Source organism: Promicromonospora sp. NPDC050262, from assembly GCF_040655935.1.
Taxonomy (GTDB): Bacteria; Actinomycetota; Actinomycetes; order Actinomycetales; family Cellulomonadaceae; genus Promicromonospora.
In genome coordinates this window covers 1-14,160 of sequence record NZ_JBFAKX010000019.1, presented here as the reverse complement: position 1 = coordinate 14,160, position 14,160 = coordinate 1, and the positions used below count along the sequence as shown (strand labels likewise).

The following is a 14,160-nucleotide window of genomic DNA, read 5'->3' as shown; positions in this document are numbered from 1 at the left end:
CAGAGCTTGAGGCCACCCACCCCGGCAGTGTCAGACGCTCAGGTCACCATGGTGACCTGAGCGTCTGACACATCCCGAGCAAGGAGTTCCATGCCGTTCGCCGACGAGCTCATCAGCGACACCACCGCCGCGACCCTGACCCGCGCGGTCCGGGCAGCCGCCCCGCACGCCACGCTGCGGGCGCTGCCGGCGACCGCGGGCCGGCTCGCCGACCTGACGCTGCGCGAGCGGGCGGACCTCCTGCGGGACGCACTGCTCGTCGACCTGCCGGGCACCTACGCGGACCTCGCCGCGGTGGTGCGCGCCGCGCGCGACGGCGCGGAGCCGTTCGGTGGCTGGCTGATCTGGCCGGTCACGAGCGCCGTCGCGTCCCGGGCCGTCGAGGAGGGCACGGACGCGGCGTTCGACGACGCGATGGCGCTCCTGGCCGACCTCACCGGGCGACTCACCGCGGAGTTCGCCGTGCGGACCCTGCTGCGGCACGACCTGGACCGCGCCCTCGCCACGGCCACGGCCTGGGCCGGGTCGGACGACGTCGACGTGCGCCGCCTGGCCAGCGAGGGCACCCGCCCGTACCTGCCCTGGTCCGTCCGGGTGCCGGAGATCCTGGCCCGCCCCGGGGTGACGGTGCCGGTGCTCGACGCCCTCTACCGGGACGAGAGCGAGTACGTGCGCCGTTCGGTGGCCAACCATCTCAACGACCTCAGCCGTGACCACCCGCGGCTCGTGGTCGCGACGGCCGGCCGCTGGCTCGCGGACCCCGCGCCCACGACACCGGCCCTCGTCCGGCACGCGCTGCGCACGCTGGTCAAGCGCGGGGACCCGGACGCCCTGGGCCTGCTCGGGTTCGGCCCCGCGACGCTGGAGATCGACGGTCCGGTGCTCGACGCCGCCCGCGTGCCCTTCGGCGGAGCGGTCCGGTTCACGGCCGCGGTGCGCAACGTCGGGGCCGAGGAGGCGCGGCTGGCCATCGACTACGTGGTGCACCACCGGAAGGCCAACGGGTCGCGGACGGCGAAGACGTTCAAGCTGACCACCCGGACGCTCGCCCCGGGCGAGCAGGTCGAGCTCAGCCGGGAGCACTCGTTCCGGCCGATCACCACGCGCCGCTACTACCCGGGGCCGCATGCCGTGACGCTCCAGGTCAACGGAGTCGCGACCGACGTGGCGGAGTTCGAGCTCGAAGCACCGCCGAACGACTGAGCGCTCAGCGCAGCGACGTCCGGACGATCCCCGCGACCACGTCCGCGAGGTCCGCCGGGATCGGCTTGCCGGCGCTCAGGTACCGCCGCACCGCGGCGTAGGGCAGATCGACGACGACCAGGAGCAGCTCGGTGGTCGAGACCGAGGTCTCGGCACGGACCCGCCGGGTCAGCCCACGGATCGCGTCGTTCCAGCGCGCGCTCTCCGTCGCCTCGGTGTCGCGGGCGGCCTCGGGCCAGGCCTCGGCCTCGAACCGTGCGCGGCCCGCGAGAAGCGCGTGCGCGTGGGCCGGCTCGGCCTGGCACCACCGCACGGTGTACGCGGCGAGCGCGGCCGCCGCCTCGACCGGATCCCCCTCGAACAACGGGTACGCGTCCCGGTGGTAGCTCTCGATCGCGCCGTTCCACAGGGCCGCGAGCAGGGCGGGCCGGTCGGGGAACCGGTAGTAGAGCGACCCGCTGGGTACGCCCGCCTCGCGGATGACCGCCGCCATGGTGACCTTCGCCGGCCCGCCCTCGCCGAGGATCCGGCCCGCGGCGTCGAGGATCGTCGAGGTGTCGTGGGTGGGCCGGGCCATGCGTTGACGGTACTGCAGCGCGTCGTTAGAGTCCCGTCTCTAGAGAGAGATCTCTACAACCGTGCACCGAGAGGATTCCCCATGACACCGACCGCGGACGACGTCTACGCCGCAGCACCGTTCGTCAGGACGCTCGGCGTCGAGCTCGACCGGATCACGCCGGAGGCCGTCGTCGGACGGCTGCCGTACTCCCAGCCGCTGTCCACGGTGGGCGGCGGCCTGCACGGCGGTGCCCTCATGGGCCTGGCGGACGGGGTCGCCGCCGTCTGCGCGTCCGTCAAAGGCGGGCCGGGCGCCCTGCCGGCGACCGTCGACTCGACCACGCACTTCCTGCGCCCCCTGACGGGGCAGGCCACCGCCACGGCCGTGCCCGTCCGGGCGAGCAGCCGCCAGGTGCTCGTCGAGGTCCGGGTGACCGACGAGACCGGCGAGCTGTGCGTGCACGTGCTCCAGACCGTGCGGCTGGTCCACCCGGCAGCCTGAGCCCCGGCCGTCCGCACGGCACGATCCGTGTGCGGACGGCCGGCGCCGTCAGCCGAACGTCATGGTGAAGACCTGCACGCCGTCCGGCACCCTCAGCTCGACGAGGCCCTCGGTCGGCTCGTCCCCCTCCAGGATCGGGTAGAGCCGTGGGTTCCCGGAGACGTCGATGTCGCGGGTCTGCTCCTCGCCGTCGGCCGTGACCGTCGCTCTGACGGTCCCCTCGCCGCCGAGCACCACGAAAACGTCGGCCGACCGGTACGCGAGGCGCACGCGGGCGTCGTCGGACACCGCCTCCGCACCCTCGAAGTCGACGTCCCACGTGCCGCCGAGCGAGAACGTGTCCTGCTCCTGCTCGACCGCGAGCGTGAACTCCTGGCGGCCCGCCGCGTACCGGGGCTCGCCCGAGTAGTTGATGACGCGCTTGATGGAGAAGTACGTCTCGGGCGTGATCTCGTCGAGCGGGGTCGCGTCCTGGACCGTGGTCGCCCCGGGCAGCTCGACGCCGGGGTTGGTGTCGGCGAGCAGCTCGCGGATCAGGTTCTCGGTGCGCTGGTACCCGCCCTCGCCCAGGCGGATGTGCCGCACGGTGCCGTCGGCGTCGATGAGGTACTGGGCGGGCCAGTACCGGTTCCGGTACGCCGTCCAGGTCGCGTACGAGTTGTCCTGGGCGATCGGGTAGGTGACGCCGAGGTCCTTCGCGCCCGCGACCACGTTGCGCGTCTCGCGCTCGAAGGCGAACTCCGGCGTGTGCACGCCGATCACCTCGAAACCCTTGCCGACGTCGGCGTACTTCTCGTACCAGGCACTGATGTGCGGGATCGACCGCTGGCAGTTGATGCACGAGTAGGTCCAGAAGTCGACGAGCACCACCTGGCCGCGCATCGCCTCGAGCTGGAGCGCCTTGCCGTCCGGCGTGTTCAGCCACCTGTCGATACCTCGGATCTCCGGCGCCGTGCCGCAGTCCTCCAGGACGGGCGCGCCGTTCGAGCAGTTGGACAGCTCGCGATTCTCGTCGGTCACCAGTCCGCCGAGGTCGAGCGCCTCGCGCACCGTCTCCGAGGAGTCGATGCGCTGCTGGAGCGCGCCCGTGTAGTCCGGGAGCAGCCGCTGGATCGCCGCGGGCACGTTGAACGCCAGCGCGATCGCCAGGAGGATGACGACGATGCCGCCCCCGGTGCGGATGGCCTTGGTGTGCCGCTGGAAGGCCTGCACCCGCTCGGCGATCCGCCGTCCGGCCAGGGCGAACAGGAGCAGCGGGAGCGCAGCGCCGACGGCGAACGACACGGTCAGCGCCACCGTCCCGACGCCGATGTTGCCCGTCGCGCCGGCCACGGTGATCGCCGCGAGCACCGGTCCGGCGCACGGCACGTAGAGCACGCCGAGGCCGAGGCCGAGGATGAAGGCGCCCCGGTCCTGCCGGGCCGCGCCCCGCTCGGCCCCGAACGCGGCGACGCGCTGGAACGGCCGCTCCAGAACCATCTCGAACCGGGGCACGATCATGCCGATGCCCAGCAGCACCAGCAGCGTGATCCCCGCCCAGCGCAGCAGGTCCTGCGGCAGGCCGAGCACGGACAGCAGCAGGGAGCCGAGCAGCGTGAAGAAGCTGAAGCTCAGGACCAGACCCGCGATCACGATGTAGGGCCGCAGGGACGTCCGGCCCTCACCGCCTGTCCGGTCGCGTGCGCCCTGGACTCCGCCCGCGAAGAAGACGGCCGGCAGCATCGGGAGGATGCACGGCGAGATTCCGGTGATCAGGCCACCGAGAAGGCCGATGACGATGAGGGTTCCCATGTGCCCGGTTCGGTGCGCGGCCCGTTCCGGATGGGTCGCCGGACAGGTACGGACAGGACGTCGGAGGCCTGGGAAAGCTCGTGCGCCCCGACCCCCATCCGGGGCGCCGACGGCTCCGAACCCCGGTCAAGACGCCCCGTGAGACGCGGGGTGACGCCACACCGAGGAGAGACCGATGAACGCTCGAACCCGCACGTCCTACGCCGTCGCCGGTATCGCCACGCTGGCCATGCTCGGCCTCTCGGCCTGCAGCATGGACTCGTCGGGCGGAGACACCGGGTCGGAGGACACGTCCGCGTCCGAGGAGGCCGCCGACTCGATGGAGGAGGAGACCCCCGCCGGGGACGACGCCGCGGTCGACCCCGCCGCGAACCTCGTGGGCCCCGGCTGTGCCGCCTACGCCGAGGAGGTGCCGGACGGCCCCGGCTCCGTCACGGGCATGTCCACCGACCCGGTGGCCGTGGCGGCCTCCAACAACCCGCTGCTGACGACCCTCGTCTCGGCCGTGAGCGGTGAGGTCAACCCCGACGTGAACCTCGTCGACACCCTCAACGGTGACGAGTTCACCGTGTTCGCCCCGGTCGACGACGCCTTCAAGGCGATCGACGCCGAGACCATGGACACCCTGTCCACGGACGGCGACCTGCTGACCTCGATCCTCACGTACCACGTGGTGCCCGGCCAGCTCACGCCCGACCAGGTGGTCGGCGAGCAGACCACCGTGCAGGGCGACACCGTCGAGGTCACCGGCAGCGGCGACGAGCTCAAGGTGAACGACGCGAACGTGATCTGCGGTGGCGTCATGACCCAGAACGCGACCGTCTACCTCGTCGACTCGGTGCTGATGCCCCCGATGTGATCCACCCGCAGTACCGACGAGAGAGCGCCCGTCCTCCCGGACGGGCGCTCTCTCGTGTCCGGACGTACGGACCGGATCGGCACGGGTGGACCGGGTCAGGCGCCCAGGACCACGACGGGCGCCGACGTCGGCTGCTCGGAGCCCGACTCCGGCTCGACCGACACGGCCATGCCCACGCCCTCCCGGCCCCGGACGAGCGACGTCGCCTGGCCGTCGTGCAGGGCGAGCAGGCCCGCCGAGGAGACGCTGCCGTCGCCCTCCACCACCCAGAGCTGGTACGCCTGGTCCGGGTCGAGCTCCGGCAGCCCCTCGGCACGGAAGAGCATGTCGTCGCCGGCGACCAGCACCGACGCCTCGCCTCCACCCTCGACGGCGCCGCGCAGGATCGCGCTGTCAGGATCGGCCAGCATCTCCGAGACCACCTGGGCCTGCTCGCGCAGCCGGTCGCGCTCGGCGGTCACCTGCACGGCGATCGTCGTCGGGACGGCGATCGCGGCCGCGGCGGCGACCGCGGCCACCGCAGTGCCCCAGCGCCGACGACGGCGGCGGGCGGCGAGGTCGACGACGGCGCCGCCGCCCGGCGTCGGACCGTCCGCGGAAGCGGGAACCGTCAGGTCCCGGACCTGCGGCGTGCTCGCCACCTGGGCGAGCACCCCGGCCCGCAGTGCCGCGGGCGGCTCCGCCTCCACGACGAACGACGCGACGACGTCGCGGTACTCGTCGAGCGCACGGCGGGCGTCGACGTCGGCGGCGAGGAGCTGCTCGACCGCCTCGCGGTCGGTGTCGTCGAGCGCGTCGAGGGCGTATCCGGGCAGCAGGTCCCAGACGTCGCCGGGCACGCCGCCCGGGCTGGTCGTCTCGTCAGCCACGACGCACCTCCAGGCAGTCCCGGAGCCGGTTGAGGCCGTCGCGGATCCGGCTCTTGACGGTCGGCAGGGCCTTGTCGAGCCGCTCGGCGACCTCGCGATAGGTCAGGCCGCCGTAGTACGCGACCACCACCGCCTCGCGCTGGGTCGGGGTGAGCCCCTCGATGCAGCGGCGCACGGCGGATCCCTCGAGGCGCCGTTCGACGTCCTCGACCACCACGTCCCGCTCGGACTCGTTGGTGCGCAGGTCCGTCTCCCGCTGGTCGCGGTCCCGGTGCGCCTGCTCCGACCGCACGCGGTCGACCGCACGCCGGCGCGCCAGCGTGGCGACCCAGGTGCGGGCGGAGCCGCGCGCGGCGTCGAACCGCGAAGCCGTCTGCCACACCTCCACCATCACCTCCTGGGTCACCTCTGCCGCATGGTCAGGGTCGCGCAGGACGCCGAGCGACGCGCCGTAGGCTACCGGCCCCAGCGCGTCGTACACGGGCGTGAACGACGCCGGGTCGCCCCCGGCGCACGCCGTGAGCAGTGCGTCGACGGTGTCCCGCGACGAGGTCCGGACAGGTGGTGAGGCCACCGAACCAGTCTGCCCCACAACGTCCTCCGATCGTCTCTGCACACCGGGTTCGACGCCGGGGCGTTCCCGGATGGGGTCACGCCGGGGTGATCCGCGTCACCAGTCGTGCACGGACCCGTCCTGGAGCCGGTTGACCGGCAGGTACCCGGGCACGTACGGGTGCGCGGCCGCGAGCTCCTCGTCCAGCTCGACGCCGATGCCGGGGGCCTCGCCCGGGTGCAGGTGGCCGTCCTCGAAGGTGTACGCGTGCCGGAAGACCTCGTTGGTGAGGTCCGTGTGCCCGGAGTACTCCTGGATGCCGAAGTTGTGGATCGCCAGGTCGAGGTGCAGCGCGGCGGCCATGCCCACCGGCGAGATGTCCTCCGGCCCGTGGATCGCGCTCTTGATCCCGCGCTGGCCCGCGTAGTCGAACAGCTTCTTCATGGGGCTGACGCCGCCGAAGTGCGTGACGGCGGAGCGCACGTAGTCGATGAGCCGGTCGTCGATCAGCGTCTGGTAGTCGAACACGGTGTTGAACACCTCGCCGATCGCCAGCGGCGTGGTCGTGTGCTGCCGCACCAGACGCAGCGCCTCCTGGTCCTCGGCGGGGGTGCAGTCCTCCAGCCAGAACAGGTCGTACGGCTCCAGGTCCTTGCCGAGGCGGGCGGCCTCGATCGGGGACAGCCGGTGGTGCGCGTCGTGCAACAGCGGCAGGTCCGGGCCGAACTCGTTGCGCACGGCCTCGAAGACCTGGGGGATGTACCGCAGGTAGGCGGCCGTGTCCCAGTCCTCGACGGCCGGCCGGGCGAGCACGTCCGGCGCGGAGCCGTCGTCCGACGTCGTCGTGTGGACGCCGTAGACCGACTGCAGGCCCGGCACGCCGCTCTGGATGCGGATGCTCTGGTAGCCGCGCTCCTGCAGCGCCCGCACCGAGTCGAAGATCTCGGGCAGGCTGGAGCCGTTCGCGTGCCCGTAGGCGCGGATCCGGTCGCGGCTGGCGCCGCCGAGGAGCTGGTACAGCGGCAGGCCGGCGACCTTGGCCTTGATGTCCCACAGGGCGACGTCGACGGCGGCGATCGCGGCCATCGTCACCGGACCCCGCCGCCAGTAGGCGCCCCGGTACAGGTACTGCCAGGTGTCCTCGATGCGGTGCGGGTCGCGGCCGACCAGCAGCGGCGCGACATGGTCGCGCAGGTAGCTGACGACGGCCAGCTCGCGCCCGTTCAGGGTGGCGTCGCCCAGGCCGGTCACCCCGTCGTCCGTGGTGATCTGCAGCGTGACGAAGTTGCGGCCGGGCGAGGTGACGACGACCTTCGCGTCGACGATCTTCATGCGGAAACCTTCTGTCGGTGGTGAGGGAAGCAGGAGTGCGGGCGTCAGCCCTTGGTGGCACCGGCGGTGAGGCCCGCCACCAGGAAACGCTGCCCGAAGACGGCGGCGAGCAGCACCGGCACGGTCATGAGGGTCGCGGCCGCCATGAGCCCGCCCCAGTCGGTGCTGGCGTAGGACATGAAGTTGAACAGCAGCACGGGCATCGTCATCGTGCGCTCGTCCGCGAGGATCAGCGCGAAGATGAAGTTGTTCCAGCTGAAGATGAACGCCAGCACCGCGGCGGAGGCCGTGCCGGGCGCCGCGAGCGGCAGCGCGATCCGCAGGAACGCTCCGAAGGCGGACAGGCCGTCGGTTCGTGCGGCGTCCTCCAGCTCCACCGGCAGGCCCTCGAAGAAGCCGATCATGATCCACAGGATCAGCGGCACGGAGACGAACATGTGGCTCAGGATCAGCACCAGGTGGCTGCCCACCAGGCCGAGCTGCGCGAACATGTAGTACCAGGGCACGAGCAGCGAGATGGCCGGGATGATGCGGGCCACGAGCACGATCGAGCCGGTGCGGCGCATGCGGAACCGGCCCACCGCCCAGGCGGCCGGCACGGCGACGACCACGCTCAGCGCCGTCGAGACGACGCCGACGACCAGCGAGTTGAGCAGCGAGTGCGCCAGGGCGCCGTCGGCCAGGACGTTCCGGAAGTTGTCCCAGGTGGGCGAGAAGACCAGGCCGACCGTCGGATCGGTGACCTGCACGTTCGTCTTGAACGCGGCGGCGATCATCCAGATGATCGGCAGCGCGATCACCGCGCACACGACGGTGATCAGCACGCCGCGCAGGACGCGGAAGGTGGTGGTGGCGCTCACGAGGCGCTCCTCTCGGTGCGGCGCCGCAGCACGACCACGATCGCGACGATGAACAGCGTGAACAGGACCAGCACCGCGGAGGCCAGGCCGTACTCCTGGTAGTCGAAGGTGAGGCCGTAGGCGTAGACGTTCAGTGTCTCGGCCTCGAAGTCCGAGCCGCCGCCGGGTCCCTTGGTCGCGTAGATCAGGTCGAACGTCTTCAGGGCGTCGACGCCGCGGAGCACCAGTGCCGTCAGGATCGTGGTGCGCAGCATCGGCAGGATGATGTGGACGAACCGCTGCCAGGCGTTCGCACCGTCCACGCGGGCGGCCTCCTCGGGCTCCTCGGGCAGCGTGGTCAGGCCCGCGAGCAGCAGCACGGTCATCATCGGGGTCCACTGCCACACGTCGATGAGCATGAGGGTGGGCAGCGACTGCGACACCGAACCCAGGAACTCCTGGGGCGGGATGCCCACGAACCCGAGCAGGTGGTTCGCGATGCCGTTGGTCGGGTCGAGGATGAGCATCCACAGGATGCCGATCGCGACCGGGGTGGCCAGCAGCGGCACCATCAGGATGGTGCGGACGATCTCCATGCCGCGGAACGCCTTGCGCATGAGCATCGCCAGGGCCAGCCCGAGCACGGTCTCCAGCACGACGGCGCCGAGCGTGAACGTGACGGTGCGGCCGACGGCGGGCCAGAACCGGCGCGTGTCCGTGAGGGCGTCGGCGAAGTTCTGCAGGCCCACGTAGGAGTTGCCCGCGTTCACGGCGCCGAAGGCGTCGGTGAGGCTGAGGTTGATGGTGAAGACCAGCGGGAACGCGATCATCAGCCCGACGAAGCCCAGCGCGGGCGCGAGGAGCGCCCACTTGAGGCGCCGGTTCGCCTGCTCGAAGGTCACGAACGGCGTGTCCGACGACCGGGTACGGCGGGCGGATGCGGCGCCGGCGGTGGAGGTGCGGGTGGTTGTCGTCGTCATCAGAACTCCTGCTGACGGTTGTCGCGGACGAGGAATTCGTTGAACTCGGCGTCCGCGTCGGCGGCCACGGACGCGACGTCCTCGCCGACGATGCCGGAGACCAGCGGGCGGCCGACGATGTCGCGGGCGCGGCCCACCTGCATCACCTCGGGGCGGTCGTGCCCCACGCCGTTGGCCGCGTTGATCCGCATGGCCTCGGCGAGGTCGGCGGGGAAGGACGCCAGCGTCGCCGGGTCGTCCCAGACCGACTGGCGCGCGCCCGGGATGCTCTCGGACTGCAGCCGGGCCACCATCTCGGGGCTGGAGGCCCAGCGCAGGAACTCCCACGAGTCGTCCCGCAACAGCGAGAACTCGTTGACCGCCAGGCTCCACGACGGGATGTTGTGCGGCACGGAACCCGCCTGACCTGCGGGGAAAGGTGCGAAGCCCACGGTGTCGGTGACGGTGGAGATCGACGTGTCCAGGAAGTTGCTGTAGATCGCGTCGGCGTCGACATACATCGCGGCCTTGCCCTGCGCGAAGATCGGCATGGCCTGTTCGAGGCTCATGTTGGTGGCCCCGGGCGGTCCGGCGTCGTGCAGCAGGCGACCGTAGAACTCGTAGGCGGCGACCGCCTCGGGCGTGCCGATGCCCGACCGGCCGTCGACCGTGAAGTCACCGCCGAACGAGTAGAGGAAGCTCGACCACTGGGTGACGGCGCCGGCCCGCTGGCCGCGGCCGACGAACCCGAAGAAGCCCTCGTTGCGCCGCTGGGTCTCCAGGGCGATGTCGAGCATGTCGTCGAGGGTCCGCGGCGCCCCGCCGAACTCCTCGAGCAGGTCCTTGCGGTAGTACAGCGCGGGACGCTCGGTCACGACGGGGACGCTGACGGCGGCGCCGGCCGTGATCGACCGCTCGCGCGGGGCGTCCTGGAAGTCGGTCCAGCGGTAGTCGGCGTCGTCCTCGACCCGGTCGGTGAGGTCGGCGATCCAGCCGTTGCGCGCGAACATCATCTGGTCCTGCAGCGGCCGGATCGTCATGACGTCGATATCGGTGGCCGACGCGTTGAGCTTGACGTTGAAGCTGGAGGTGAGCTGGTCGGCGGTGAGCATCCGCAGCGACACCCGGCGGCCGATCCGCTCCTCGAGCTCGGGGAGGTAGCGGCTGATCGCCTGCGTCCAGACGTGGTTGATCGCGAGCACCCGCAGCGGGGCGTCCGGGCTCGCCGTCCGCGGGCTGCCCGCGCAGGCGGCCAGCACGGACGTCGCGGCGAGCACGCCGAACGACCGCCGGCTCAGCTCGATGCCCCGCGCCGCACGCGGCCTAAGTACGTGTGTCATGACGTTACGTCACACCTCCCTGTGTGCCCGCCTCGTCGAGTGCGGGATACCGATCGTCAGTGGTCCAACTGGTAGGACCAGTTGGACGCTAACACGGCGCAGAGGGTGGTTCCAAAGGTGCCGGGTACGCCCGGGGCTACCGGGCCTCGGCGATCGACACGGCGTTCTCGATCGACCTCGGCGGGTCGGCATCGACCGCCGTCAGGGCTCCGTCGTCGTACTCCAGGAGCGTGACCGCGCCGAGCGAGCTCTCGCCGCGCCGGATGGAGCGCACCAGGCTGCGGGCGTTCGCACGGCACGCGCTGGCCGCACCGTCACCGCCGAAGACGGCATCGACGGCCTCCGGCAGCACCAGCCGTCCGCCCAGCTCGTGGTCATCGAGCCGACCGGCCCACCATCGCGCGCGAGCACGCTCGTGCGCCGTCACCTTGTCCGTCTCGACCGAGACGATGAGCAGGCTCCGGCAGTCCGCCTTGGCCAGCGAGAGCAGCAGCCGCTCCCCGTACGCGGGCGTGGACACCGTGCTCTCGACCACAATGTCCATGCCCGCCTCCAGCGCGGTGCGGCGGACGGCGTTGCACACCTCGGTCGACATCGTCTGCAGCAACGGCGACAGGTCCAGCGGCATGACGCCGCGGCCGTCCGGCAACGTCCGGGCGAGGACGTTGCTGTAGGCCCCTTCGACCACACACCACCGCGCAAGGAACTCCTTGGCGATGTCAGCGTCGATCACCAGCCGCGACCGGACATCCTCCACGGCCGCCGAGAGCGCGGAGCTCTTGCCCGCACCAGGCGGGCCGGCCGTGACGACGACGCACGTACCGCCACGCGTCACGTCTTCGCCGTAGCTGTCCAGGTACCAGTCACGAGCAGCACGAACCAGTCGACGCCGCTCGCCGCCGGCGAGAAGCGCGTCCAGCGGGCTCTCGCCCGAGATCGCTCTCAGCGCGGCGGTGTGAACCTCGTCGCGCAGCTCACTCATGCGCATCGAGGATCTGGTCGACCTCGGCCTCGGTGAGGAATCCGCCGTCGAGCAGCGCCTCGATGTCCTCCTCGGACGATCCGGGCAGGACGCCGTCGGCGGGATCGACGACACGCGGCAGCCAGACACCAGCCGTACCGAGGTTCCGGAACATCTCGTCGGTCGAGATCCTGCCCGCATAGCGCTGCAGCACGATCTCCTCGACCGACTCGCCAACCCCGAGCACCTTCGCCCTGGCGACCAGGCGGTGCACGCTGGCCTGGGAGAGGCGGACGGCACGCGCGATGTCCCGCTGGGACATTCCGCCATCGGCCGCGAGGTAGATGCGTCGGGTCCGCTCGATCTCGGCCAGCCGCGCCTGGACGTAGGCCATCTTCAGATCCGACTCGCCGACGGCGGCAACATGGTTCGACATGGACGACCTCCTCGGAGGTCATACTACGCGGTGATTCAATATGAATCAATCGCGCGGGTCCCGTCACCGCCCCAGCAGGGTCTCGATGTGGCGGGACGCCATCAGGTCCAGGCCGACGTCGAGGTCCGGACCGTAGGTGCGCAGACCGAGCGCGAGGTGCTCGCGCATGCGCTCCCGGGCGAGCGCGACGTCGCGCGCCTGGATCGCCTCGACGATCTCGGGGTGGTGCGGCACGCCCGGCTCCCCGATCCGCGGGTCGGAGTTGGAGCGCAGCATCATCTCGAACATCATGCCGCCGATCGACGACAGCATGATGCGCAGCACCGGGTTACCGCAGGCGGCGGCGATGGTGTCGTGGAACCGGAGGTCCTCGCGCGCCTTGTCGACGACGTCACCGGCCGACTCCACGCGGTCGAGCGCCTGCACGATGGCGTCGACCTGCTCGTCCGAGGCGCGCTCCGTCGCGAGCCCGGCGATCTCGACCTCGAGCGGGATCCGCGCCTCGATGAGCTGCCGGACGGTGGGGCGCTCGGTGCGGTAGAGGGCGTCGTAGCCCCTGGCGTGCGCCGATGACTGCTCCGTGACGAACGACCCGCGACCCGGCGCCACCTCGATCAGGTCGGTGGCCTCCAGGCGGCGCAGCACCTCGCGGATCACGTTCCGGCTCGCCCCGAACTGCACCGCGAGCTCGCGCTCGGACGGCAGCTTGGAGCCCACGGCCCACTCCCCCGTGCGGATCTGCTGCTCGAGCTGGCGTGCGATGTGCTCGGTGAGCAGGCCCCTGCGGCCGGTCGTCCCCGTGTCACGGGGATCCGGCGGCGGCACGAGGGGGGAAGTCATGCGTCGAGGATAAGCACCGGCGGGAGCGGCCCGGGCCCGGACGGCGCGGGGGGCGACGCCGGCTGCGGCACGCCCGGCGCCGGTCTCAGCACTGCTCGTAGGCGTACGCCTCGTCGTCGGGGCCTACCAGGTCGCGGTCGCGCAGGATCGCCAGCGGGGCCCGGTCCGGGTCGGCGCAGACCGCGTCGAACCCGTCCGGGAGGTTGTCGGTGTACTCGATCTGCAGCACGTTCTGCCCGTAGACGCCGGTGTAGGCGCCGCACTCGCCGTAGGCGGCGCACTCCTCGGTGACGGCGAAGTCGAACCCGAGGTCGCGCCCCACCGTCGTCGCCTCGGCGGCGTTCTTCTGCCCGATGGCGAGGCCTGCCTCGTGCGCGAGGTCGATGTACGCGCGGGCCAGGGCCAGGGCGGCGTCCTGGTCGATCTGCCCGGTGGCCGGGTCCGTGAACCGCGTCCAGGTGTCGAGGTTGTCGATCTCGACGCCGGAGAAGCCCGCGTCGGCGCAACCCGTGATCACGGGGCCGAGCAGGTCGAGGATGCGGCCGCGCCGCTCGTCGGTCGACGGGTCCAGGACGTACTCGTCGGGCCAGTCCGGGTCCACGACCAGCTCGCCGGCCGCGTCGTGGAGCAGCAGGTCCTCGTTGTCGCCGAGCCAGAGGTCCGCCTGGTCGGGCTGGGTCTGGAAGCCGTTGACGTAGCAGATGCCGTAGGCGCCGTCCGCGGGTTCGGCGGTCGCGTCCCGCACGACGACGTCGAGGCCGCCGTCCGGCTCGTACGCGGTGCCGAGCTGGTAGTCGAACCGCCCGGTCGTCGGCGGGAGGGTCACCGCGGCGTCGCCGGGTTCCGTGGCGTCGCTCGCGCCGGCGCCGGCGCCGGCGTCGTCCGAGGCCGGCGCGCTGCCGGGGCCGACCTCCTGACCTGCCGTCGGGCCGCCCTGGCAGGCCGTGAGCGCGAGGGCGACGAGTACAGCGACGATCAGCTGAGGCACTCGCCGATCGTAACGAGCGCCGCAGCCGGTGAAGGGTCGGCCGGCGCGCCGCGGCGTCGTCTGCCCCTCACCTTTGAGGCCCGAGTTTCTTCGCCCACCGAGCCGGCCGGTGGTGCGACCCCCTGGCCCG

General features: G+C 71.7%; 15 protein-coding genes. 3 read left to right on the top strand and 12 right to left on the bottom strand.

Going from position 1 to position 14,160, the window contains the following annotated elements:
• Positions 1-90: 90 nt before the first annotated feature.
• Positions 91-1,203, top strand: a complete 1,113-nt coding sequence (locus tag AB0I29_RS22850) for a DNA alkylation repair protein (protein WP_357486082.1) — start codon at positions 91-93, stop codon at positions 1,201-1,203.
• A gap of 4 nt (positions 1,204-1,207) precedes the next feature.
• Here the strand turns inward: AB0I29_RS22850 and AB0I29_RS22845 are convergent, their stop codons facing one another.
• Complete coding sequence (locus AB0I29_RS22845) at positions 1,208-1,780, bottom strand: TetR/AcrR family transcriptional regulator (protein WP_357486080.1); 573 nt, start codon at positions 1,778-1,780, stop codon at positions 1,208-1,210.
• Between the two features lie 81 nt (positions 1,781-1,861).
• Between AB0I29_RS22845 and AB0I29_RS22840 the strand changes: the two genes are divergently transcribed.
• On the top strand, positions 1,862-2,263 hold the full coding sequence (locus AB0I29_RS22840) for a PaaI family thioesterase (RefSeq protein ID WP_357486078.1): 402 nt from the start codon (positions 1,862-1,864) through the stop codon (positions 2,261-2,263).
• Positions 2,264-2,311: 48 nt separating this feature from the next.
• Here AB0I29_RS22840 and AB0I29_RS22835 read toward each other — a convergent pair whose 3' ends face one another.
• Positions 2,312-4,054 carry a cytochrome c biogenesis protein CcdA gene (locus AB0I29_RS22835; protein ID WP_357486076.1) on the bottom strand — a complete coding sequence of 581 codons (1,743 nt, stop codon included), beginning with the start codon at positions 4,052-4,054 and terminating at the stop codon, positions 2,312-2,314.
• A gap of 175 nt (positions 4,055-4,229) precedes the next feature.
• Between AB0I29_RS22835 and AB0I29_RS22830 the strand changes: the two genes are divergently transcribed.
• Positions 4,230-4,913, top strand: a complete 684-nt coding sequence (locus AB0I29_RS22830; protein WP_357486074.1) for a fasciclin domain-containing protein — start codon at positions 4,230-4,232, stop codon at positions 4,911-4,913.
• A gap of 95 nt (positions 4,914-5,008) precedes the next feature.
• On the opposite strand, the gene AB0I29_RS22825 is transcribed toward AB0I29_RS22830, so the two are convergent.
• The 10 genes from AB0I29_RS22825 to AB0I29_RS22780 all read right to left on the bottom strand — a co-directional run bounded on the left by AB0I29_RS22825 (position 5,009) and on the right by AB0I29_RS22780 (position 14,030).
• Positions 5,009-5,782: an anti-sigma factor gene (locus tag AB0I29_RS22825; protein WP_357486072.1), complete on the bottom strand. Its 774-nt coding sequence runs from the start codon at positions 5,780-5,782 to the stop codon at positions 5,009-5,011.
• A complete protein-coding gene (gene sigK, locus AB0I29_RS22820; protein WP_357486070.1) occupies positions 5,775-6,356 on the bottom strand; it encodes an ECF RNA polymerase sigma factor SigK in 582 nt (193 codons plus the stop codon). Before sigK ends, AB0I29_RS22825 begins: the two co-directional genes overlap by 8 nt.
• A 96-nt stretch (positions 6,357-6,452) precedes the next feature.
• Complete coding sequence (manD, locus tag AB0I29_RS22815) at positions 6,453-7,667, bottom strand: D-mannonate dehydratase ManD (RefSeq protein ID WP_357486068.1); 1,215 nt, start codon at positions 7,665-7,667, stop codon at positions 6,453-6,455.
• A gap of 44 nt (positions 7,668-7,711) precedes the next feature.
• A complete protein-coding gene (locus tag AB0I29_RS22810) occupies positions 7,712-8,527 on the bottom strand; it encodes a carbohydrate ABC transporter permease (protein ID WP_357486066.1) in 816 nt (271 codons plus the stop codon).
• Positions 8,524-9,486 (bottom strand): sugar ABC transporter permease, encoded by a 963-nt coding sequence (locus tag AB0I29_RS22805; protein ID WP_357486064.1) that lies wholly within the window; start codon positions 9,484-9,486, stop codon positions 8,524-8,526. The genes AB0I29_RS22810 and AB0I29_RS22805 overlap by 4 nt, the downstream gene beginning before the upstream one ends.
• A complete protein-coding gene (locus AB0I29_RS22800; protein WP_357486062.1) occupies positions 9,486-10,805 on the bottom strand; it encodes an extracellular solute-binding protein in 1,320 nt (439 codons plus the stop codon). The genes AB0I29_RS22805 and AB0I29_RS22800 overlap by 1 nt, the downstream gene beginning before the upstream one ends.
• 136 nt (positions 10,806-10,941) lie before the next feature.
• Positions 10,942-11,787 (bottom strand): zeta toxin family protein, encoded by an 846-nt coding sequence (locus AB0I29_RS22795; RefSeq protein WP_357486060.1) that lies wholly within the window; start codon positions 11,785-11,787, stop codon positions 10,942-10,944.
• Complete coding sequence (locus AB0I29_RS22790; protein ID WP_357486058.1) at positions 11,780-12,202, bottom strand: winged helix-turn-helix domain-containing protein; 423 nt, start codon at positions 12,200-12,202, stop codon at positions 11,780-11,782. Before AB0I29_RS22790 ends, AB0I29_RS22795 begins: the two co-directional genes overlap by 8 nt.
• A gap of 63 nt (positions 12,203-12,265) precedes the next feature.
• The gene (locus AB0I29_RS22785; protein WP_285105640.1) at positions 12,266-13,042 is read right to left on the bottom strand and encodes a FadR/GntR family transcriptional regulator; all 777 of its coding nucleotides are present in this window, start codon (positions 13,040-13,042) and stop codon (positions 12,266-12,268) included.
• Positions 13,043-13,127: 85 nt separating this feature from the next.
• On the bottom strand, positions 13,128-14,030 hold the full coding sequence (locus AB0I29_RS22780) for an endo alpha-1,4 polygalactosaminidase (RefSeq protein ID WP_357486055.1): 903 nt from the start codon (positions 14,028-14,030) through the stop codon (positions 13,128-13,130).
• Positions 14,031-14,160 lie beyond the last annotated feature (130 nt).

Coding starts and splice junctions, on each gene's coding strand:
- AB0I29_RS22850 (WP_357486082.1), top strand. CDS start 91: ATGCCGTTCGCCGACGAGCTCATCAGCGACACCACCGCCGCGACCCTG.
- AB0I29_RS22845 (WP_357486080.1), bottom strand. CDS start 1,780: ATGGCCCGGCCCACCCACGACACCTCGACGATCCTCGACGCCGCGGGC.
- AB0I29_RS22840 (WP_357486078.1), top strand. CDS start 1,862: ATGACACCGACCGCGGACGACGTCTACGCCGCAGCACCGTTCGTCAGG.
- AB0I29_RS22835 (WP_357486076.1), bottom strand. CDS start 4,054: ATGGGAACCCTCATCGTCATCGGCCTTCTCGGTGGCCTGATCACCGGA.
- AB0I29_RS22830 (WP_357486074.1), top strand. CDS start 4,230: ATGAACGCTCGAACCCGCACGTCCTACGCCGTCGCCGGTATCGCCACG.
- manD (WP_357486068.1), bottom strand. CDS start 7,667: ATGAAGATCGTCGACGCGAAGGTCGTCGTCACCTCGCCCGGCCGCAAC.
- AB0I29_RS22805 (WP_357486064.1), bottom strand. CDS start 9,486: ATGACGACGACAACCACCCGCACCTCCACCGCCGGCGCCGCATCCGCC.
- AB0I29_RS22800 (WP_357486062.1), bottom strand. CDS start 10,805: ATGACACACGTACTTAGGCCGCGTGCGGCGCGGGGCATCGAGCTGAGC.
- AB0I29_RS22795 (WP_357486060.1), bottom strand. CDS start 11,787: ATGAGTGAGCTGCGCGACGAGGTTCACACCGCCGCGCTGAGAGCGATC.
- AB0I29_RS22790 (WP_357486058.1), bottom strand. CDS start 12,202: ATGTCGAACCATGTTGCCGCCGTCGGCGAGTCGGATCTGAAGATGGCC.
- AB0I29_RS22785 (WP_285105640.1), bottom strand. CDS start 13,042: ATGACTTCCCCCCTCGTGCCGCCGCCGGATCCCCGTGACACGGGGACG.